This window comes from Gallibacterium genomosp. 1, from assembly GCF_000771875.1.
Taxonomy (GTDB): Bacteria; Pseudomonadota; Gammaproteobacteria; order Enterobacterales; family Pasteurellaceae; genus Gallibacterium.
In genome coordinates this window covers 13966-35322 of record NZ_JPXX01000008.1, presented here as the reverse complement: position 1 = coordinate 35322, position 21357 = coordinate 13966, and the positions used below count along the sequence as shown (strand labels likewise).

The following is a 21357-nucleotide window of genomic DNA, read 5'->3' as shown; positions in this document are numbered from 1 at the left end:
AATGTCTGATAGTCAACTTGTTTACTCAACTGAAAACGGACGTATCAAACCTCAAAAGCAAGTACAGCAACGTCCACAAGGTGATGGTATTGTTCGTATTCAACGCCAAACATCAGGACGTAAAGGAAAAGGTGTTTGTGTTATCAGCGGTTTACTCTTAGAGGAAAAAGCTCTCTCTGATCTTGCTTCATTACTGAAAAAGCGTTGTGGCTGTGGTGGCTCAGTTAAAAACGGTACAATTGAAATTCAAGGAGAAAATCGTGATCTATTAAAACAGCTGCTGGAAGAAAAAGGCTTTAAAGTTAAGCTGTCAGGTGGTTAAGCATTGAACATTCGTTAAAAACTCTCGTATTCAACAATTCACATACGAGAGTTTTTTCTTTTACGCAAAAAATTTCTCTTTTTAAAAAATTTTTCTGCATTAATCACTTCAATAAGCATATTCTTTTGTGATAAATCACTCATTTTTAAATAAATCTGCAATAAAAATTTTGATACACTTCTCATTTTAGAAAATTTATACTTTATAAACGCTCATTTTTTCTTTTAAATACAAAACATAAGTTCGATTAAGAACATTATTTATACTTTCTTTTCTACTTTCATTTTACAAATAAGGAGTCTTTATGGCACTCGATCATTCATTAAAAGGACAATGTATTGCCGAATTTCTCGGAACGGCATTAGTGATCTTTTTTGGTTGCGGTTGTGTAGCTGCAGCCCGTGTTGCAGGTGCTTCATTCGGTTTATGGGAAATCAGTATCGTTTGGGGAATGGGGGTTGCATTAGCAGTTTATCTTACCGCCGGTGTTTCCGGAGCTCATCTTAATCCTGCTGTCACTATCGCTCTTTGGAAATTCGCCTGCTTCGATGGCAAAAAAGTAGTACCTTTCATTATCGCTCAAATGTTAGGAGGTTTTTTCGGAGCCGCAGTTGTTTACCTGCTATATCGAGGAATCATCATTGATTACGAAACAACTCAACATATTGTAAGAGGTTCTGCCGAAAGCCTATTTACTGCTGGTATTTTCTCTACCTATGCAAATCCTCATATTGATTTACTCACTGCTGGAACAGTTGAATTTATTCTTACTGCCACTTTAGTCGGTGTTATTTTAGCTTTGACTGATGATGGTAACGGCGTACCGCGTGGTGCTTTAGCGCCTTTACTTATCGGTATTCTCATTGCGGTATTGGGTGGTGCAATGGGGCCGTTAACCGGCTTTGCAATGAATCCTGCACGTGACTTCGGCCCTAAATTATTCGCTGCACTTTCCGGCTGGGGTGAAATTGCAATGACCGGCGGACACGTTATTCCTTATGCACTAGTTCCAATTATTGCGCCAATTCTTGGCGGATTATTCGGTGCGTGGGGTTATCGTCGCTTTATTGGCAGAAATCTTCCGTGCAATAGCTGTAAAATTGATAACTAAATTTCTTAAAAAGGTAACTTATTATGACAGATAAAAAATATATCATTGCTTTAGACCAGGGTACAACCAGTTCTCGCGCTGTTTTGCTTGACCACGATGCCAATATTGTCGGCATTGCACAACGCGAATTCACACAAATTTATCCAAAAACTGGTTGGGTTGAACACGATCCTATGGAAATCTGGGCAACACAAAGTTCTACTTTAAATGAAGTTGTGGCAAAAACTGGTATTACTTCCGATCAAATTGCCGCTATTGGGATCACCAATCAACGTGAAACTACTATCGTTTGGAACAAAAATACCGGTAAACCAATTTACAATGCAATTGTTTGGCAATGTCGCCGTACTGCTGAATTTTGTGATCAATTAAAAGCAAAAGGTTATACCGATTATATCCGTAATACTACCGGTTTAGTGGTCGACCCCTATTTCTCCGGAACAAAAGTGAAATGGATTTTAGATAACGTTGAAGGCGCAAGAGAACAGGCGGAAAAAGGTGAATTGTTATTTGGTACGGTTGATACTTGGTTGATTTGGAAACTTACTCAAGGCCGTGTGCACGTTACCGATTACACTAATGCCTCTCGTACAATGATGTTTAATATTCATAGCAAACAGTGGGATGACAAGATGTTAGAAATTTTGGATATTCCTCGTAGTATGTTGCCGGAAGTGAAAAATTCTTCCGAAATTTATGGTCAAACCAATATCGGTGGTAAAGGCGGCGTGCGTATTCCAATCGCCGGTATTGCCGGTGACCAACAGGCTGCTCTTTATGGACACCTTTGTGTTAATGCCGGACAAGCGAAAAACACCTACGGTACAGGTTGCTTTATGTTAATGAATACCGGCGATAAAGCAATTACTTCACAAAATGGACTATTAACCACTATCTGTTGTAATGCCAAAGGTGAACCTGCCTACGCTTTAGAAGGTTCCGTCTTTATTGCCGGCGCTTCAATCCAATGGTTGCGCGATGAATTAAAAATTGTACATGACAGTGCCGATACCGAATATTTCGCTCAAAAAGTGCCGGATTGTAACGGCGTCTATGTGGTTCCGGCATTTACCGGTTTAGGCGCACCTTATTGGGATCCTTATGCACGTGGTGCTATTGTTGGTCTTTCTCGAGGGGCTAACCGCAATCATATTGTCAGAGCAACGCTTGAATCTATCGCATACCAAACTAAGGACGTTTTGGAAGCGATGTTGTCCGACTCAGGTGAAAAATTGCAATCATTGCGTGTTGATGGCGGCGCCACCGCGAATAATTTCTTAATGCAGTTCCAAGCTGATATTCTTAACACTCAAGTGGAACGCCCGACTGTCAAAGAAGTCACCGCACTCGGTGCCGCTTATCTTGCCGGCTTGGCGACCGGATTCTGGAAAGATCTCGAAGAGTTGCGTGACAAAGCTTCTATCGAAAGAACATTCTTGCCGGATCAAAACGAAGCTAAACAGCAACGCCGTTATAAAGGTTGGAAAAAAGCCGTTAAACGTGCCTTAGAATGGGCAAAAGAGGACGATGAAGAATAACTTAATTTAACCGTTTCTTAATTGTAATCAAAACCTGCAATAGCTTTAAATTGCAGGTTTTCTTTTTTCTTGCAAAAAGATTTTTCAATACAGTAGCGTTTCAACTATTCTGGATATTCCAAAATGTTTAATAAAAACTTAATGGAAATAAGAGAAAAAGGATTATATAAGAAAATTTTTTAAGGAAATAAATGGCGGTGAGAGAGGGATTCGAACCCTCGATAGAGTTTCCCCTATACACACTTTCCAGGCGTGCTCCTTCAACCACTCGGACATCTCACCGTTTTGAGGATTTCATTCAGAAATTAGGTGCGAAATATATTCACTTTCCGGCAAATCGTCAAGCATTTTCGGCAAAAATGACAACAACTGCTTAAAAAAGGGGCTGATTTTACTCAGCCCAAATGCTCTACTTATCTTTACTAGCAAAAAATCGAATAATTACAAACTCTTTTGCGAATTGAAATGATCAACCGCAACATCAAACCGTTCCGCAACATCTTTCGCCACCGGAGAAAATAATGATGAAGTAACGGTAACAACTGAGCAGGCTAAAAAGCCCGGAATAATTTCATAAAGATTTGCAATATCTGTCCAATTTAAAGTCTGCATTAATGGTTTCCACGCCACTACGGTTACTGCTCCAGCAATCATTCCCCATAATGCTGCGTTAGAAGTGATATTGCGATTAAATAAAGACATAATTACCAATGGCCCAAACGATGCACCAAACCCAGCCCACGCATAGGAAACCAAGCCCATTACGCGTGAATTCGGATCTTGTGCAATTGCAATTGCAATTACTGCAATAATTAACACCATAATACGCCCAACCCAAACTAACTCCTTACTGGAAGCATTTTTTCGTAAAAAGCCGTGATAAAAGTCTTCTGTTAATGCTGCTGAACACATTAAAAATTGAGCTGATAAAGTACTCATAATAGCTGCCAAAATAGCTGATAATACAATTCCCACTATCCACGGATTAAAAATAGCTTTGGAAATTTCAATGAATACTGATTCTGCCGAATCTAACATAACACCTTTCACTTCAAAATAGGCCAAACCGAAATAACCCACTGCACAAGCACCGCCTAAACAAAGTAGCATCCACGTAATACCTATTACTCTTGCTTTTTCTAAGGCTTGTACAGAATTTGCAGCCATAAAACGCGCTAAAATATGTGGTTGTCCAAAATACCCTAATCCCCAAGAAAGTGCTGAAATTACACCAATACCAGAAACATTATACAACCAATTTGAATAAGGAATGCCTGTCTGCTCTGATTTTAATGTTAACGCTGCCGAAATTTCATTCCAACTGATATTCAGCAAAACGATAACTGGAGCCAGTAACAATGCAAAGATCATTAATGAAGCTTGAATTGTATCACTCCAAGAGATGGCTAAATATCCTCCGATAAAAGTATATGCAATAGTAGCTATAGCCCCAAAAATTAATGCCGTACCATAATCAATACCAAGCAGACTTTGGAACAATTTTGCACCCGCTACCACCCCCGAAGCGCAATAAATAGTAAAGAAAAAAAGAATAACAGATGAAGAGATGATTTTTAATGATTTAGCACGATAAGGAAAACGTGCTGCAAAAAACTCAGGCAACGTTAACGCATTACCATAATGTTCAGTGAAAACACGCAACCGTCCTGCGACAATACGATAGTTAAAATAAGCCCCTACCGTTAAACCAACAGCAATCCACGCTTCCGACAAACCAGTAATGAAAATAGCGCCGGGTAATCCGAGCAACAGCCAACCAGACATATCAGATGCACCAGCGGACATTGCTGTTACAAAACTTCCCATTTTGCGTCCACCCAAAATATAATCATTAAAATTTTTTGTCGAGTAATAAGCGTAAATGCCAATACCTAAAATTACAAACAGATATAAACCAAAAGCTGTGTAGATTTGATAATTCTGCATACTTTCCCCCTACTAATAGTGGTTATTGTTCTTCAATAGCCATCAGTGTCGCATTTCCACCTGCGGCTGCAATATTCTCACTATGTGAAAATTCGTGATATAACAACGTGATATCTTGATGTTGTGTCCAGTCATATAGACAGAAAATAAATGGATTATGCTCTGCTAATGCCACTCGTTTTTCTAGACTAATCGGCGAAACAAACACACCTTTTTGATAATATTCGTTCGGTTTACGTGCAGTTAAATCTGGTAAACTATATGTTAACAATAGATTATCTTCTTCCACTACCACTTTAAAACCGGAGCGTTGTAAATACTGATATGCCGACATCAAACGTGCGACATCGTCACCCAACAACAACACTGATGTTGTTTTATAATTAATTATATTCAATTCACCGGTAATGCTTGGCAATGTTTTCGGTACTTCAGCCAACGAAGAATAATATTGTGCGGTTCGAGTCAAACGCTGAACATATAATTCACCACCAGCTTTCGGCCCAGTTCCAGATAAACCGTGTCCACCAAATGGCTGCACACCAACTACCGCACCAACGATATTACGATTGATATAGAAATTACCGCATTGTAGATTGTCTTCGACCATTTTTATTGATTGCTGGATACGGCTATGGCAACCGCCGGTCAGCGCATAACCTTTCGCATTAATCTCTTGTAACAAAGCGGCAAGATCCTGCGGTTTATAACGTACAAAATGCAAAATCGGCCCGAAAACTTCGTGTGTAATCTGTTGCAATGAGCCAATCTCATAAATTGACGGCGCCACAAAATAGCCAGATGTCGGTGCAAACAATTCAAAATGGCGACGTGCGATTTTACGCACACTTGCTTGATAATCAAGTAGTTTTTGTTGAGCTTCTTGATCTATCACTGGTCCAATATCAGTATTAAGATATCTTGGATCGCCTATTACCAGTTCTTGCATTGCTTCTGTAAGCATTTGATATAAACGGTCGGCAATATCTTCTTGCACCAACAAAATACGCAAAGCGGAACAACGTTGCCCTGCTGAATCAAATGCTGAACTAAGTACATCTGTAATCACCTGTTCTAATAATGCAGAAGAATCTACTACCATCGTATTTAATCCACCAGTTTCTGCGATAAATACCGGATGATTTTCACGGGTAATCAACTGTTTATTAATTAAATGTGCTACCTCTGTTGAGCCGGTGAACATTACCCCGTTAAACGGCTGTGCAACCAATGCCGCACCTAAATCACCATTGCCCAATGTTAATTGTAATGCATCACGAGGAACGCCCGCTTGATGCAACAATCTCACCGCATAATAGGCAATAATTGAGGTTTGTTCAGCCGGCTTAGCCACTACACTATTTCCAGCAGCTAACGCTGCCGCGATTTGTCCTGTAAAAATTGCTAATGGGAAATTCCAAGGTGAAATACATAAAATAGTACCCAATGGCGGAGCTAACATCTTATTTTCTGATAATAATCGAATTTGCTCTGCATAGTAACGCAAGAAATCTATCGCCTCTCTTAACTCTCCTATCGCATTCGGCAACGTTTTACCGGCTTCCTCAATTGCTAATTTAATCAATAATCCGAAATTCTGTTGATAAAGATCAGCTGCTTTTTCTAAAATTTCAGCTCTTTCTTGTGCTGTTTTTTCGTTCCATTTACTCTGTTGTGCTGCACAGAAAACCTCTGTAGCGGATGAAGTGGACATAAAATCAGCTGTTGCTAATCTATCCGCTAATAGTGCTGGGTTAGTAACTTTATAGCTCTGTGAAACATCCGTATCTATTGCACAAAGAGAATGAACATCATCATATTCAGCTTTATTTAACGCCTGTTCCAATAACATCAAATCTATTTCATCATTTAAATTGAAACCTTGAGAATTTTTTCGTTTTGGGAATAATTCTGCTGGTAATTTAATCGCTTTATTCGGCAAACCATTAAATTTCTTTACCTTTTTCCAAGGCGCCTCAATTAACTCATCAATAGAAATATTGTCATCAATTAATTGATGTACAAAAGAAGAATTAGCTCCGTTTTCCAATAAACGACGCACTAAATAGGCTAGTAATGTTTGATGAGTCCCCACCGGCGCATAAACGCGAACACGACGGTTAAATTGTTGCGGACCAACAATGTTGTCATATAACGTTTCCCCCATTCCATGTAAACATTGAAACTCAAATTCTTTATTTTTTCCCAACTCATAAATAGTTGATAGTGTCTGCACATTATGTGTCGCAAATTGTGGATAAATCACATCCTGAGCCGCTAACAATTTTTTTGCACAGCTGATATAAGAAATATCACTATGTACTTTCCTAGTATATAAAGGAAAACCGGAAACACCTTCTGCTTGCGCCCATTTGATTTCACTATCCCAATAAGCGCCTTTTACTAGCCGTATCATCATTTTACGCTGATAACGATGATTCATTTCAATAATGTAATCCAACACAAACGGACAACGCTTAGAATAAGCCTGAACTACAAAACCAATACCATCAAATCCGGTAAGGTCAGGATCTTGTAATAATTTTTCCAGCAAATCTAAAGATATCTCTAAACGAGAAGCTTCTTCAGCATCAATATTTAATCCAATATTGTACTGCTTCGCTAATACAAACAATTTCTTTAATCGAGGATAAAGCTCATCCATTACTCGTTGTTGCTGAGAACGACTATAACGGGGATGAATTGCTGAAAGTTTTACGGATACACCATTGGAATCATAAAGAGAACGGTCAGCTGATTGACGCCCAACTGCATTAATTGCATCTACATAATCTTGCATATATCTGTCAGCATCTGCCATTGTCATTGCTGCTTCGCCCAACATATCGAAAGAAAAACGATAGCCTATTTTTTCCCTAGGAATAATATTTTTTAACGCTTCCTCCATTGTTTCACCGGTAACAAATTGATTTCCCAAAATACCCATTGCCTTTTCTATCGCTAACTTCATTATCGGTGCAGACAAACGGGAAAAACTTTTCATTAATGCTGAAGAGAGTTTTTCTTCACTCAAAGAAGCACTAATTTTACTCCCTAAAATCAAGCCATAACTAGCTGCATTTGTGAACAATGAACCTGATTTTTTAATATGAGAACGCCAATTACCAAGCTGTAATTTATCATTAATCAATGCATATCTCGTTTCCGCATCAGGAATACGTAACAAAGCTTCCGCCAAACACATCAACGCAATCCCTTCATCACACCCTAAAGAGAATTCGTGCATCAAGGCATCAACGCCGTAATGTTTCTGTTTTTTAGAACGAACTTTGGTAATCAACTCACGCGCTACATTATTGATCGTATTTTCTTGTTGTTCATTAAAAGACAATGTAGTCAACAAACGCTGTACTGCTTCCTGTTCAGGAGACGCATAATGTTGGCTAATTAATTGGCGTAATTCAGATTTTTGGCTAAGGTCATTAGCATATTGATAACTCATTTTTACTCCGTAAGTAATTTATTGTTAAATAACTGTTACAAATTTAAAGTAATCATCACAAATAATAAAGTTTATTTGTTTAAATTTGTGACATATTTCAAATAAATTTTTAACTCTACAGAAATATTTATTGTTATTATGATTTTTCTGTACCTGTTTAATGTTAATGATCGCTTTTCACTCATTTCTTTAAACTTAATTAAATATCTCTTGACAAATTAAGTTTTTTGTTCACTAAATAAAGAAGTTTTTTAATAAAAACGATGGCAAACACACATACAACTTGGAGAAATTATGAAAAAATTAACTAAGCTATCACTGAGCGTGCTGGCACTATCTCTCTCTACTGTTGCACTCGCTGCACCAAAAACACTAGTTTATTGTTTAGAGGCCTCTCCTTCAGCATTCAATCCACAATTAGTGACAGACGGTGCATCCATTGATGCTAGCGGACAAACAATTTATAACCGTTTAACAACTTTTGAACGAGGTAAAACCAATGTTATTCCATCATTGGCAGAAAGTTGGGATATTTCAGACGATGGTAAAGTGTACACATTCCATCTCCGTAAAGGTGTAAAATTCCAATCAAATAAGCTGTTTAAGCCTACTCGTGATTTTAATGCCGATGATGTGTTGTTCTCATTTAATCGCCAATTGGATAAAAATAATCCATATTACAAAATTTCCGGCGGAACTTATGAATATTTTATCGGTATGGATATGCCGAATATCATTGATAAAATTGAAAAAATTGATGATTACACCGTTCGCTTTACTCTAAAAGCGCCTAATGCACCGTTCCTTGCTAATGTCGCGATGGACTTTGCGTCTATTCTTTCAAAAGAGTATGCCGATAAAATGTTGGCTTTAGGCAAACCGGATGCAGTCGATACTCAACCAATTGGTACTGGCCCGTTTGAATTTGTTTCTTATCAAAAAGATGCTTTAATTCGTTATAAAGCTTTCACTAATTACTGGGAAGGTAAAGCAAAAATAGATCGTTTAGTATTTTCTATTACACCGGATCCTTCCGTTCGTTATGCTAAACTAAAAAAAGGTGAATGCCATGTAATTCCTTATCCTAATCCGGCTGATATTGCCGATATGAAGAAAAATCCCGAAATTATCGTCAACGAAAAAGCGGGGCTTAACATTGGCTACTTAAGTTTTAACGTCACAAAACCACCATTTGATAATATTAAAGTTCGTCAAGCATTAAGTTATGCTGTCAACAAAAAAGCCATTATGGAGGCAGTGTATCAAGGAACTGGTCAAATTGCGAAAAACCCGATTCCACCAACAATGTGGTCTTACAACGATGATATTAAAGATTATGATTACGACCCTGAAAAAGCAAAACAACTTCTAAAAGAAGCTGGTTTTGAAAAAGGTTTCAGTACCGAACTTTGGGCAATGCCGGTTTCTCGACCATATAATCCGAATGCACGTCGTATGGCAGAAATGATTCAGGCTGACTGGAAAAAAGTCGGAGTTGATGCCAAAATCATCAGCTATGAATGGGGTGAATATTTGCAACGTATGCGTAAAGGTGAAGATCCAAGCGGTATGATGGGTTGGAACGGTGATAACGGTGATCCTGACAACTTCTTAGGAACATTATTAAGCTGCGCTGCGAAAGAGCAAGGTTCAAACTATGCTAAATTCTGCTATGAACCATTTGATAAATTAATTCGTGAAGCGGTGCAATCAACCGATTTAGCTAAACGTACTGAACTTTATAAGCAGGCACAAGTGATTTTCAAAGAACAGGCTCCTTGGATCACCATTGCACACTCAACCGTTTATGAGCCGACTCGTAAAGAAGTGAAGAATTACGTTATTAACCCATTCTCACTTCACCCGTTCTACGGCGTTGACTTAGAATAATTACAATCGCTATATTATCACTTTTATAATGATAACAACCTTTCTTGCCATCACTTGATGGCAAGAATCTTTTAATTGTTTAATGAGAATTTTATGTTTCGATTTATTTTCAAACGGGTAGCGATGGTGATTCCAACATTTATTGGCATCACTTTACTCACTTTCGCTCTTATTCATCTCATTCCCGGTGATCCAATCGAAATTCGTATGGGAGAACGTGGTTTAAGTCCGGAAGTTCATCAACAAATGATGCATCAATTAGGGCTTGATAAATCCTTACCTGAACAATATTTCGATTATTTAAAAGGCATTGCCCACGGTGATTTCGGCACTTCCTTTAAAAACAATGTGCCGGTTTTGGATGAATTTCTGTCACTCTTCCCTGCCACCATCGAACTTGCCGTTTTCGCCATTTTATTTGCCGTCATTATCGGCATTCCAATCGGTATTTTGGCAGCGATTAAACGAGGGTCGATATTTGATCACTCAGTAATGGCAATTTCACTGACTGGCTATTCTATGCCGATTTTCTGGTGGGGATTATTATTGATGTTGTTGGTATCGGTACAATGGAATTTAACTCCTGTTTCCGGTCGTATTGATGCAGAATATTGGGTCGATTCTGTAACCGGCTTTATGTTGATTGACAGCTGGTTATCTGGAGAACCTGGTGCATTTAAATCAGCGGTGATGCATTTAATTCTCCCTTCTATTGTGCTTGGCACTATCCCGTTAGCGGTAATTTCAAGAATGACTCGTTCTTCTATGTTAGAAGTACTTGGTGAAGATTATATCCGCACGGCTCGTGCCAAAGGACTTTCTTCAATGCGTATTATTGTTGTTCACGCATTGCGTAATGCATTAATACCGGTCGTTACCGTAATTGGATTGATTGTTGGACAATTATTGTCCGGTGCTATCCTTACTGAGACAATTTTTTCTTGGCCGGGGATCGGCAAATGGGTTATCGAAGCAATTCGTGCCAGAGATTATCCAGTAGTACAAAGTGCCGTATTGATTATTGCCACTATCATTATCATCGTCAATTTATTGGTTGATCTGTTATATGGTGTGGTCAATCCTCGTATTAGATACCGCAAATAAGGATTTAATTTATGTCTACCCTTGAGCTTGCCGCACCGGCGCCTCGTTCACCGTTACAAGAGTTTTGGTTCAATTTCAGCCGAAACAAAGGCGCTGTGGTCGGTTTAGGATACATTGTCATTATTTTTGTGATCAGCGTGTTTGCTGATGTAATTGCACCGCACGATCCGATTATGCAGGTTCGCGATGCCTTCCTGCTACCTCCAGCTTGGATTGATGGTGGAAATTGGAGCCATATCTTAGGTACGGATGATGTCGGCAGAGATATTCTTTCCCGTCTGATCTATGGTGCACGCCTATCCCTTTTCATCGGGCTGTTGGTGGTTTCACTCTCTTTTATTTTGGGCGTTACTTTAGGTTTAATTGCCAGTTATTTCGGTGGTTTAGTCGATATGATCATTATGCGAATTATCGATATTATGTTGGCGCTGCCGAGCCTGTTGCTCGCCATTGCGATTGTCGCTATTTTAGGACCATCATTGCTCAATGCTTCATTTGCAATCGCCTTTGTCTCATTACCGAGTTACGTCCGTTTAACGCGTGCTTCGGTTTTAAATGAGATCAATCGTGATTACGTTACCTCTTCTCGTGTCGCCGGTGCCGGTATTTTACGTTTAATGTTTATTACCATTTTGCCAAACTGCCTCGCGCCATTAATCGTACAGACCTCAATGGGCTTTTCCAATGCGATTTTGGATATGGCAGCACTCGGTTTCCTTGGTATCGGTGCGCAACCACCGACACCGGAATGGGGCGCAATGTTGGCAGAAGCGTTACAGTTCGTGCAACGTGCTTGGTGGGTAGTTACTTTCCCGGGCTTGTCCATTCTCTTCACTGTGCTTGCCTTTAACCTGATGGGTGACGGCTTGCGCGATGCACTTGATCCAAAATTGAAACAGTAGGAGTAGCAATGTCGTTATTAACCGTCAACAATTTATCTGTTCATTTTGGCGATAAAGATAAGCCGTTCAAAGCGGTTGATCGCATCAGTTATCAAGTTGAACAGGGTGAAGTTTTAGGTATTGTCGGCGAGTCCGGTTCGGGAAAATCGGTAAGTTCCTTAGCCATTATGGGCTTAATTGATTTTCCGGGACGTGTCAGTGCCGACCAATTGCAGTTTGATGGGCAAGATCTATTAAAACTGGATGAAAAACAGAAGCAAAAATTGGTCGGTGCCGATGTAGCAATGATCTTCCAAGATCCAATGACCAGTTTAAACCCTTGTTATACCGTTGGTTTCCAAATTATGGAAGCACTTAAGGTACACCAAGGCGGAAGTCACCGTGCACGCCGTGAACGTACCCTTGAATTGTTAAAACTGGTTGGCATTCCTGACCCAAAATCTCGCCTTGATGTTTATCCACATCAATTATCCGGCGGAATGAGTCAACGAGTGATGATCGCAATGGCAATCGCTTGCAAACCGAAATTATTAATTGCTGATGAACCAACTACTGCATTAGACGTAACAATTCAGGCACAAATTATTGATTTACTTTTAGAATTACAGCAAAAAGAGAATATGGCGTTGATTCTAATCACGCACGATTTAGCATTAGTTGCAGAAGCTGCGCATCGCATTATCGTAATGTATGCCGGTCAAGTAGTTGAAGAGGGTTTATCTGAAGATATTTTCCGTGAACCTAAGCACCCTTATACACAGGCACTACTACGCTCCTTGCCGGAATTTGCTACCGGTAAATCTCGTTTGCAGTCATTGCCCGGCGTTGTTCCCGGAAAATACGATCGTCCACAAGGCTGTCTGCTTAACCCTCGTTGTCCATATGCTACGGATGAATGTCGTAAAAATGAACCACTACTACACAAACTAGGCAACCGTTTGGTGAAATGTCATACACCTCTTGATGCACAAGGAAATCCTCAAAATGTCTGATAAACAAATGATTACAAAAACAACGGCGAGTACGCCTTTATTGGAAGCGATTAATCTAAAAAAATATTATCCAGTAAAAAAAGGGCTTTTCACGCCTGTTCAATATGTAAAAGCACTTGACGGCATTTCATTCACATTACAGCAAGGAAAAACATTAGCGGTTGTTGGAGAATCCGGTTGTGGTAAATCAACATTGGGAAGATTACTAACAATGATTGAAAGTCCGACAGAAGGTGAACTCTATTATCAAGGGAAAAATTTTTTGGTTAAAGATAACGAAACCGTTAAATTACGCCGCCAAAAAATTCAAATTGTGTTTCAAAACCCTTATGCATCTCTTAATCCACGTAAAAAAATTGGTACGATTCTAGATGAACCGTTAAAAATTAATACTAATCTAACAAAAGATCAGCGTAAAGCAGCGGTCTTATCAATTATGGATAAAGTGGGATTACGTCCGGAATTTTATGATCGTTATCCTCATATGTTTTCTGGGGGGCAACGTCAACGTATTGCCATTGCTCGTGGTTTAATGTTGAATCCCGATATTGTCGTGGCGGATGAACCTGTTTCTGCGCTGGATGTTTCTGTTCGAGCGCAAGTACTAAATTTGATGATGGAATTACAGGAAAACTTAGGTTTATCCTATGTTTTCATTTCTCACGATCTCTCTGTGGTAGAACACATTTCTGATGAAGTAATAGTGATGTATTTAGGTCGTTGTGTCGAACAAGGCACAACCGAACAAATTTTCGGCAACCCACGTCACCCATATACTAAAGCTTTACTCTCAGCGACACCGAGATTATCACCCGAATTAAGACGAGAACGAATCAAACTTTCCGGCGAATTACCTAGCCCATTAAATCCACCAAAAGGTTGTGCTTTCAATGCTCGCTGCCAGTTTGCCACAGAACAGTGTCGTCAACAACAACCGGAATTAAAAACCTATTCTGACGGAGTAAAAATTGCTTGCTTTATGGTTGATAACAATTAGGCGTTTACGCAAAAAATAAAAGGTCTATAATACGCGCATTCTAATTTATGTGTGTTTAAAAATGATCTCAAAACTTGTTTCTAAAGGGTTTATCTTTGGTTGTATCGGTGCCAGCTTTTATGGATTAAACCCTTTATTTACACTGCCTTTATATGAATTAGGGTTATCTCCCGACTCCGTATTATTCTATCGTTTTAGTGTTGCCAGCTTGATCCTTGCATTTATTATGCGGCAACAAAAAATATCTTTTTCACTCACTAAAGTAGAATTGGTTTCTGTTATTTTCGTTGGTGTAATGTTTGCCATTTCATCACTTGCTCTCTTTATGAGTTATCAATTGATTGAAGCCGGTATTGCATCAACTATTTTATTTATCTATCCATTATTAGTGGCAGTGATGATGATTATGTTCTTCAAAGAACGTATCAATTTAATCACGATGCTCGCCATTACTTTGGTCATTTTTGGCGTTTCTATGTTATACCAAGGCGATGACGGCACCAGTCTTAACCCGTTTGGCGTTTTACTTGTCTTTATTTCAGCCTTAACTTATGCCATTTACATTATTGCTGTTGAAAAATCACCTTTGCATAATCTGCCAATCATTAAATTAACTTTTTACGGCCTGCTTTTCAGTGCATTGGTGTTTTTCCTCCGCTTGGATTTCGGTACACATTTGCAAGTGAATAATTCGTCACAATTTTTTATTAATATCATTGGTTTAGCGATTGTTCCGACCGTGCTTTCTTTGGTGTTGATGAATCAGTCTATTCAAATGATCGGTTCAACCACCGCTTCCATTATCGGCGCATTGGAACCGATTACGGCGCTACTAGTCGGCGTTTTAGTATTCCACGAACAGATGACTGTGCGGATTTTATTCGGCATCATCGCGATCCTTTCTGCGATTGTCTTAACCGTTTCAGGGAAAGAAATTTTACGTTTCTTCGGCGGTCGCCATCACCATTTTAGACATTAAAAAAAAGAGAGGTTGGTATCGCTACCAACCTCCTCAATGTTTACGTCCTTGCGACTTACATATCATTGAAAATGGTCGCCCCCTCTTCCGCCGAGCTGATGTTTTGTCTGAACAGTTTAAACAACTCCCGTCCGGAATATTGGTATTCTTCACTGAGATCAACCGTCACGGTTTGGCGTTCACTTAAATCGCTTAAACAGTTTAAAATGCCCTGTTCCGCATCAATTTCCAATAAATCGCCATTTTGCACATAGGCTAACGGCCCACCTTTCACGGATTCCGGCGTTAAATGAATGATCGAAGGTACTTTCCCGGAAGCGCCGGATAAACGCCCATCCGTCACCAATGCGACTTTTAACCCTTGCTCCATTAAATTGCCTAAAATCGGCATCAACTGGTGCAATTCCGGCATTCCTCTTGCCGCCGGCCCGCTGTTACGCACCACAATCACTGCATCTTGCGTCAATTTCCCTTGTTGATAAGCGTTCACCACATCCTGTTGTGACTCAAACACCATTGCCGGTGCGGTTAATCGGCGTTTTTCCGGTTGCACTGCACTGATTTTAATCACACCTCGTCCCAGATTACCGGCAACCACTTTTAATCCGCCGTGTGCACTGAATGCTTTGCCTTGCTCCGCAATCACATTCTTATCTAAAGTCTGATCCACCGCCTGATAAACCAGTTTTCCTTGTTGTAAGGTCGGCATAGTAAAATAATCCTGCATTGAACCATAAATCGGTGTAGCATCTAAATGTAATAATCCCTGTTCTGCCAGAAGTTTCAGCAATAACGGCACACCACCTGCTTGATGGAATTGGTTTACATCTGCTGGTCCATTTGGGTAAATCTTCGCCAATAATGGTACAGCATTAGACAAATCAGAAAAATCATCCCAATTCAGAATAAAACCTGCCGCCTTCGCTACAGCAATCATATGCATTGTATGATTTGTACTTCCGCCCGAAGCCAATAATGCCACTAAACCATTGACCAAACTTTTCTCATCTAAAACTTTCGCTAATGGTCTAAAATCCGTACCGTTTTGGCTAATCTTCACCATATGACGGCTAGCCATTTCTGTTAACAATGGACGAATCGGACTATTCACTGGCACAAATGCAGCCCCCGGCAACATTAATCCCATCGCTTCAAACACAAGCTGATTAGTATTTGCCGTACCGTAAAACGTACAAGTTCCGTTGCTATGATAAGCTGCATTTTCCATCTGTTGTAACGCTTCTTTACCTAACTTTCCAGCTGCATACTGCTGACGAATAGCAACTTTTTCCTTATTTGATATTCCAGTTGTCATTGGGCCAGTCGGCACAAATGCTGTCGGCAAATGACCATAAGACAATGCCCCCATTAATTGTCCCGGTGCAATTTTATCGCAAATACCTAATAACAATGTGGCATCGAAAGTATTATGACTTAAACCTATCACTGTACTTTGAGCAATTAGATCTCGAGAAAACAATGAAAGATCCATTCCCTCCTGTCCTTGCGTAATACCGTCACACATTGCTGGCACACCTGCTGCTACCTGAGCAGAATGTCCCATTTGTTCTAATATCTGTTTGATTTGTGTTGGATACTCAAGATAAGGCGAATGCGCACTCAACATATCATTATAAGCAGAAACAATTCCCACATTGATTTTTGTAAAATCCAAAATTGTCTGTTTCTGTGCTGGACAGCAGGTTGCTACTGTATGTGCTAAATTACCACAACTAAGATGGGAGCGACTTTTTCCTCGTTGCAACTGATGTTCAATACGGGCTAAATAACGTTCTCGTGTGTGTCGACTGCGTTCCACAATTCGTTTAGTTACTTGAGCAATAACAGAATTCATACTGCACCACCTATTCAGCTAAAAATGGCTTAATAGCAGTAACACAACGATCTACTACCTGTTCAAAAGGTGCATTAATATCAATGTGAATCACATCCGTTTCATCGGCTTGTGGCGTTTCTAACGTAGCAAATTGGCTCTTCAACATATCGACTTTCATATAATGCCCTTGCCGTTGTTTCATTCTGGACAGCACTAAATCAAAATCACCCTCCAGAAAAATAAATTTCACATCTTCATTGCCCTGTCGGATTTGATCGCGATATTTCTTCTTCAAAGCTGAACAGATAATAATGCCTCGTTCAGATTTTTGTTCCAGACTGAATGCAGCATCTCGAATACGCTCCAACCAAGGAGCGCGATCTTCATCATTCAAAGGGTGTCCATCGCGCATTTTGATGATATTGGCACGTGGATGTAGATCATCTCCATCAATTAATTTCAGTCCTAATTGCTGACTAATTGCCGTACCAATACTTGTTTTTCCTGTACTCGAAACCCCCATTAAGATAAAACTTTTTCCTTTTTGTGCTGTCATTTTCATTCCCCTAGAAACAATCAATTCTTACTAAAATCCATCTACGATAACCACTTACCCCAAATACACTATAAAATTTAGAATTAAATGTTATCGGTAACAATTAAAGATTAAATCTATATTACCTATTTCGTCAATAACTGAAATTATTTTTCTTTGATTTAAGTCATTTTTTATTAAAAACCATTTATATTGATTATTTTATATTCTAAAAAACGAAATTATGCCAAAAAATGAGATCTAGATCTCATTTTAGGAAAAATTGTTTTTACAATTTTATTGTTATCGGTAACATATAAAATAATTAAAATGTTTAATCTTTTTTTTAGGGAGAATTCTATGGCTCACGATGCAACTACGCTGCTTTTAATTGCACTTGGTGCAATTATTGCTTTATTAGTTTTAATTATACGTTTTAAAGTTCACGCTTTTGTGTCCTTAACATTGGTCAGTCTCTTAACTGCACTTGTTACCGGTACGCCTTATACCAAAATCGTTCCGACAATGCTGAGTGGTTTCGGTAACACCTTAGCCTCTGTCGCTCTATTGGTAGGTTTAGGTGCAATGATTGGTCGTTTATTAGAAATCACCGGTGGTGCAAAAGTACTAGCAGATACCTTAATCAAAATTTTCGGCGAAAAACGCGCACCATTAGCGCTAGGCGTAACATCACTGCTTTTCGGTTTTCCAATCTTTTTCGATGCCGGATTAGTTGTAATGTTGCCAATTATTTTTAGTGTGGCAAAACGCTTTGGTGATTCTACTTTAAAATATGCTTTTCCTGCAGCCGGCGCTTTTGCTGTAATGCACGCTTTTCTACCACCACATCCAGGTCCGGTAGCTTCCGGTGAGTTACTTGGTGTAAATATGGGGCTATTAGTGATTATTGGTTTGCTTACTGCTATCCCAACTTGGTATATCGGTGCTTATCTCTATTCCCAATTTATCGGTAAACGTATTCACGTTGCATTACCAACCACCTTTTTAAGTAAAAATGTGGTTGCTGAAACTGTAAATTCTGAAGTACCAAGCTTTAGAAAAGTTTTATTTATCTTGCTATTACCGCTCTGTTTAATTTTCTTAGATACAGGGTTAAATACTTTAAGTACCATCAAAGTAATTGATGGCTCACAAACTTGGGTTGAAATTCTCAGAATGTTAGGGAAAACTCCTGTTGCTTTATTAATCACATTATTGGTTGCTATTATGTTATTAAAAGGTCAACGTACTAAGGAGCAAATTGAAAAACTTTGCGACAGTGCATTAGGGCCAATCTGCTCAATAGTATTGGTAACAGGTGCTGGTGGTATGTTCGGTGGCGTATTGCGTGCCAGCGGTATCGGCGATGTGTTAGCATCTACTTTATCCAATACCGGTTTGCCTGTTATTGTAGCCGCATTTGTAATTTCAGCCTGTTTACGCGTTGCTCAAGGTTCTGCAACCGTAGCATTAACCACTACCGCTGCTCTTATGGCACCAACTATTGCCGCAACCCCCGGATTAAGCCAATTTGATCTTTGTTTTATCGTGATCTCTATCGCTTCGGGTGCAACTGTGTTATCTCACGTTAATGACTCCGGTTTCTGGTTAATCAGCCGTTTCTTAGAAATGGACACCAAAACCACCTTTAAAACTTGGACTGTTTTGGAAACCTTGTTGGGCGTTATCGGTTTTACTATTGTCGCTATCGCCAGCATTTTCCTCTAACTGATCACACCTTTACGGTTGGGCATATGCCCAACCTTTTTTCTTAACGCCCACTTTTCTGTCAGCAAAAAAAGCGTAAAATGCATCGCTTATTCCCATATTCAATTTCACAGGTCTAAGATGTTTGCGTACATTTTCCCATTATTGCTGTTAGTGATTTCCAACTGTTTTATGACATTGGCGTGGTACAGCCATTTGAAATTCCTGCATAATGCACCGATTTGGCAAGCTATAATTTTCGGTTGGTTTATCGCATTACTGGAATACAGTTTTATGATTCCGGCAACACGTTATCTCGCGGCACAAGGTTTCTCTTTCGGACAAATGAAAATTACACAAGAAGTGATTACATTGCTCGTTTTTGTACCGTTTCTGGTTTGGTTCTTTAAACAACCATTTAAATTGGATTATATCTGGGCTGGGCTTTGTCTGTTAGGTTGCGTCTATTTTGTATTCAGAAGTTAAAAACAGCCGTTTAATGGCTGTTTTTTATAAAATAATTTATTTTATTTAGTTTGCTTCTTGTTGTAGAGCTAATAACGGAATCACCAAATCTTCTTCATCCGCAAGATGACGATACAGCAATTCACCACTCTGTTTAATATTATCAATTAACTGCTCAACCCATTTCTGTTGAGAAGGCTGTAATTGCGTCTGCCGTAAACGAAGCAAATCCCTATCAACCTCACTTAACCGTTCGGCAATCTGATGATGATCATTTTCTAACAGATCAAATCCTGAAGCTAATTTCGGTTGTTGCAAACGCATTTTAGGAAAATGTTCATCATCTTCTAAACGATGATGCCCATCCAGATGCCCATAATGCAGATAGGCTTCGTGCAATAACCGTTGCCGGAACGTTTCCCAATCTAATTTTTGTTCCAAATATTGTCGCCCTAAATGATCCAACATTCCTTGCCCGAAGCGTAAGCTATCGTGCATTCCTAACCAACCGGCAGCACCGCTGAAACTCGGCAACATCCGCCATTTGTCTTGCGGAAAGCGTTGCAATAAAAAAAGTTGATCATCCTGCAATAAACTGTGTGGATGGGATGGTTTATAAAGCATCATATTTTCTCCTTATTCAGGGCGGATGCCTTAGCAACCACCCATTTTATCAATTTTCAATTTGACCGAATTTACCGGCATTAAAATCGTTCACTGCTTGGCGAATCTCTTCAAAAGAGTTCATTACAAACGGACCATAACCTACAACAGGTTCTTCAATCGGTTCCCCTGCTAACAGCAGAATTTTCACCTCTTCATCTGCGGCGGTAATGGTTACTTTGCCGGCACTTCTCTCAAAATTGACTAACTGTCCGGCACTCGCCTGCTCATTATGATTAAAGATCGCTTTACCACGCAAAACCACCATAGAGAGAGATTGGCTTTCCGGTATTTCAATCTCAACTTCACGTCCGGCATTAATCACCATATCCCATACATTCATCTTAGTATAGGTTTTAGCCGCTCCTTGTATGCCTGCAAAATTTCCAGCAATAATCCGTGCATAACCTGCATTATCTGCAAACGCCACTACCGGAATATTCTCTTTAGCAAGATGTTGATAATGCGCCGGTACATTTTTATCCTTTCGTGGCAGATTTACCCAAAGCTGTACCATTTCAAACATTCCGCCTTGACGACTAAATGCTTCAGAATGGAATTCTTGATGGATAATACCGGCTCCGGCCGTCATCCATTGCACATCGCCGGCTTTAATCACGCCGCCGCCACCGCTGGAATCACGATGTTCCACTTCTCCTTGATAAGCAATAGTTACTGTTTCAAAGCCTTTATGTGGGTGCTGTCCGACTCCTCGTGGAGTACGTTTATTTGGTTCATAATATTGTGGTGCGGCATAATCCAACATTAAAAATGGATTTGTTCCACGATCATCTCCCATATGACTAAATAATGGTTGAACCAAAAATCCATCACCAACCCAATGTGCTTGATTTTCTTGATAAATATTTTTAACTTTTCTCATTTTGCTATCCTTTATTCTTTCA

Annotated in this window: 17 protein-coding genes and 1 tRNA gene; 11 read left to right on the top strand and 7 right to left on the bottom strand. The window is 39.5% G+C overall.

Features of this window, described 5'->3' with window-relative positions; all coding sequences use genetic code 11:
• Position 1: 1 nt before the first annotated feature.
• From yciH to glpK, 3 genes are all read left to right on the top strand, one after another.
• Positions 2-322: a stress response translation initiation inhibitor YciH gene (gene yciH, locus JP36_RS02855; protein ID WP_039134631.1), complete on the top strand. Its 321-nt coding sequence runs from the start codon at positions 2-4 to the stop codon at positions 320-322.
• Positions 323-626: 304 nt separating this feature from the next.
• The gene (locus JP36_RS02850; RefSeq protein ID WP_039171758.1) at positions 627-1433 is read left to right on the top strand and encodes an MIP/aquaporin family protein; all 807 of its coding nucleotides are present in this window, start codon (positions 627-629) and stop codon (positions 1431-1433) included.
• A 23-nt stretch (positions 1434-1456) separates the two neighbouring features.
• The gene (gene glpK, locus JP36_RS02845; protein WP_039134637.1) at positions 1457-2971 is read left to right on the top strand and encodes a glycerol kinase GlpK; all 1515 of its coding nucleotides are present in this window, start codon (positions 1457-1459) and stop codon (positions 2969-2971) included.
• 192 nt (positions 2972-3163) lie between these two features.
• Here the strand turns inward: glpK and JP36_RS02840 are convergent.
• The 3 genes from JP36_RS02840 to putA all read right to left on the bottom strand — a co-directional run bounded on the left by JP36_RS02840 (position 3164) and on the right by putA (position 8381).
• Positions 3164-3253 (bottom strand) — tRNA-Ser (locus tag JP36_RS02840).
• Positions 3254-3412: 159 nt separating this feature from the next.
• The gene (gene putP, locus JP36_RS02835; RefSeq protein ID WP_039134639.1) at positions 3413-4918 is read right to left on the bottom strand and encodes a sodium/proline symporter PutP; all 1506 of its coding nucleotides are present in this window, start codon (positions 4916-4918) and stop codon (positions 3413-3415) included.
• 22 nt (positions 4919-4940) lie between these two features.
• A complete protein-coding gene (putA, locus tag JP36_RS02830; protein ID WP_039171756.1) occupies positions 4941-8381 on the bottom strand; it encodes a bifunctional proline dehydrogenase/L-glutamate gamma-semialdehyde dehydrogenase PutA in 3441 nt (1146 codons plus the stop codon).
• Between the two features lie 294 nt (positions 8382-8675).
• On the opposite strand from putA, the gene JP36_RS02825 reads away from it, so the two are divergent.
• The 6 genes from JP36_RS02825 to JP36_RS02800 all read left to right on the top strand — a co-directional run bounded on the left by JP36_RS02825 (position 8676) and on the right by JP36_RS02800 (position 15245).
• Positions 8676-10271 (top strand): ABC transporter substrate-binding protein, encoded by a 1596-nt coding sequence (locus JP36_RS02825; protein WP_039171752.1) that lies wholly within the window; start codon positions 8676-8678, stop codon positions 10269-10271.
• A gap of 93 nt (positions 10272-10364) precedes the next feature.
• Positions 10365-11375: an ABC transporter permease subunit gene (locus JP36_RS02820; RefSeq protein ID WP_039171749.1), complete on the top strand. Its 1011-nt coding sequence runs from the start codon at positions 10365-10367 to the stop codon at positions 11373-11375.
• A gap of 11 nt (positions 11376-11386) precedes the next feature.
• Entirely contained in the window at positions 11387-12277 is an 891-nt protein-coding gene (gene dppC / locus JP36_RS02815) for a dipeptide ABC transporter permease DppC (protein ID WP_039171746.1), read from the top strand.
• 8 nt (positions 12278-12285) lie between these two features.
• Entirely contained in the window at positions 12286-13269 is a 984-nt protein-coding gene (gene dppD, locus JP36_RS02810; protein ID WP_039171743.1) for a dipeptide ABC transporter ATP-binding protein, read from the top strand.
• Positions 13262-14266, top strand: coding sequence for a peptide ABC transporter ATP-binding protein (locus JP36_RS02805; protein ID WP_039171740.1), 1005 nt, complete (start codon positions 13262-13264; stop codon positions 14264-14266). Before dppD ends, JP36_RS02805 begins: the two co-directional genes overlap by 8 nt.
• A 61-nt stretch (positions 14267-14327) precedes the next feature.
• Positions 14328-15245, top strand: coding sequence for an EamA family transporter (locus JP36_RS02800; protein ID WP_039171737.1), 918 nt, complete (start codon positions 14328-14330; stop codon positions 15243-15245).
• A gap of 55 nt (positions 15246-15300) precedes the next feature.
• Here JP36_RS02800 and edd read toward each other — a convergent pair whose 3' ends face one another.
• Both edd and JP36_RS02790 read right to left on the bottom strand, forming a co-directional pair.
• Positions 15301-17100 carry a phosphogluconate dehydratase gene (edd, locus tag JP36_RS02795; protein WP_039171734.1) on the bottom strand — a complete coding sequence of 600 codons (1800 nt, stop codon included), beginning with the start codon at positions 17098-17100 and terminating at the stop codon, positions 15301-15303.
• Between the two features lie 10 nt (positions 17101-17110).
• Positions 17111-17638, bottom strand: a complete 528-nt coding sequence (locus JP36_RS02790) for a gluconokinase (protein WP_039171732.1) — start codon at positions 17636-17638, stop codon at positions 17111-17113.
• Between the two features lie 339 nt (positions 17639-17977).
• Here JP36_RS02790 and JP36_RS02785 point away from each other — a divergent pair, with 339 nt between their 5' ends.
• Both JP36_RS02785 and JP36_RS02780 read left to right on the top strand, forming a co-directional pair.
• Positions 17978-19345: a GntP family permease gene (locus JP36_RS02785; protein WP_039171730.1), complete on the top strand. Its 1368-nt coding sequence runs from the start codon at positions 17978-17980 to the stop codon at positions 19343-19345.
• 120 nt (positions 19346-19465) lie between these two features.
• On the top strand, positions 19466-19810 hold the full coding sequence (locus JP36_RS02780; RefSeq protein ID WP_039171727.1) for a DMT family protein: 345 nt from the start codon (positions 19466-19468) through the stop codon (positions 19808-19810).
• Positions 19811-19855: 45 nt separating this feature from the next.
• On the opposite strand, the gene JP36_RS02775 is transcribed toward JP36_RS02780, so the two are convergent.
• Positions 19856-20416 (bottom strand): hemerythrin domain-containing protein, encoded by a 561-nt coding sequence (locus JP36_RS02775; protein WP_039171726.1) that lies wholly within the window; start codon positions 20414-20416, stop codon positions 19856-19858.
• Positions 20417-20462: 46 nt separating this feature from the next.
• Entirely contained in the window at positions 20463-21335 is an 873-nt protein-coding gene (locus tag JP36_RS02770; protein ID WP_209434466.1) for a pirin family protein, read from the bottom strand.
• Positions 21336-21357: the final 22 nt, after the last annotated feature.

Bases quoted from the DNA above. Each gene is read 5' to 3' on its own strand.
- edd (WP_039171734.1), bottom strand. From the start codon at position 17,100: ATGAATTCTGTTATTGCTCAAGTAACTAAACGAATTGTGGAACGCAGT.
- yciH (WP_039134631.1), top strand. From the start codon at position 2: ATGTCTGATAGTCAACTTGTTTACTCAACTGAAAACGGACGTATCAAA.
- JP36_RS02805 (WP_039171740.1), top strand. From the start codon at position 13,262: ATGTCTGATAAACAAATGATTACAAAAACAACGGCGAGTACGCCTTTA.
- JP36_RS02785 (WP_039171730.1), top strand. From the start codon at position 17,978: ATGGCTCACGATGCAACTACGCTGCTTTTAATTGCACTTGGTGCAATT.
- putP (WP_039134639.1), bottom strand. From the start codon at position 4,918: ATGCAGAATTATCAAATCTACACAGCTTTTGGTTTATATCTGTTTGTA.
- dppC (WP_039171746.1), top strand. From the start codon at position 11,387: ATGTCTACCCTTGAGCTTGCCGCACCGGCGCCTCGTTCACCGTTACAA.
- JP36_RS02800 (WP_039171737.1), top strand. From the start codon at position 14,328: ATGATCTCAAAACTTGTTTCTAAAGGGTTTATCTTTGGTTGTATCGGT.
- JP36_RS02770 (WP_209434466.1), bottom strand. From the start codon at position 21,335: ATGAGAAAAGTTAAAAATATTTATCAAGAAAATCAAGCACATTGGGTT.
- glpK (WP_039134637.1), top strand. From the start codon at position 1,457: ATGACAGATAAAAAATATATCATTGCTTTAGACCAGGGTACAACCAGT.
- JP36_RS02820 (WP_039171749.1), top strand. From the start codon at position 10,365: ATGTTTCGATTTATTTTCAAACGGGTAGCGATGGTGATTCCAACATTT.
- JP36_RS02850 (WP_039171758.1), top strand. From the start codon at position 627: ATGGCACTCGATCATTCATTAAAAGGACAATGTATTGCCGAATTTCTC.
- dppD (WP_039171743.1), top strand. From the start codon at position 12,286: ATGTCGTTATTAACCGTCAACAATTTATCTGTTCATTTTGGCGATAAA.
- JP36_RS02825 (WP_039171752.1), top strand. From the start codon at position 8,676: ATGAAAAAATTAACTAAGCTATCACTGAGCGTGCTGGCACTATCTCTC.
- JP36_RS02775 (WP_039171726.1), bottom strand. From the start codon at position 20,416: ATGATGCTTTATAAACCATCCCATCCACACAGTTTATTGCAGGATGAT.
- putA (WP_039171756.1), bottom strand. From the start codon at position 8,381: ATGAGTTATCAATATGCTAATGACCTTAGCCAAAAATCTGAATTACGC.
- JP36_RS02790 (WP_039171732.1), bottom strand. From the start codon at position 17,638: ATGACAGCACAAAAAGGAAAAAGTTTTATCTTAATGGGGGTTTCGAGT.
- JP36_RS02780 (WP_039171727.1), top strand. From the start codon at position 19,466: ATGTTTGCGTACATTTTCCCATTATTGCTGTTAGTGATTTCCAACTGT.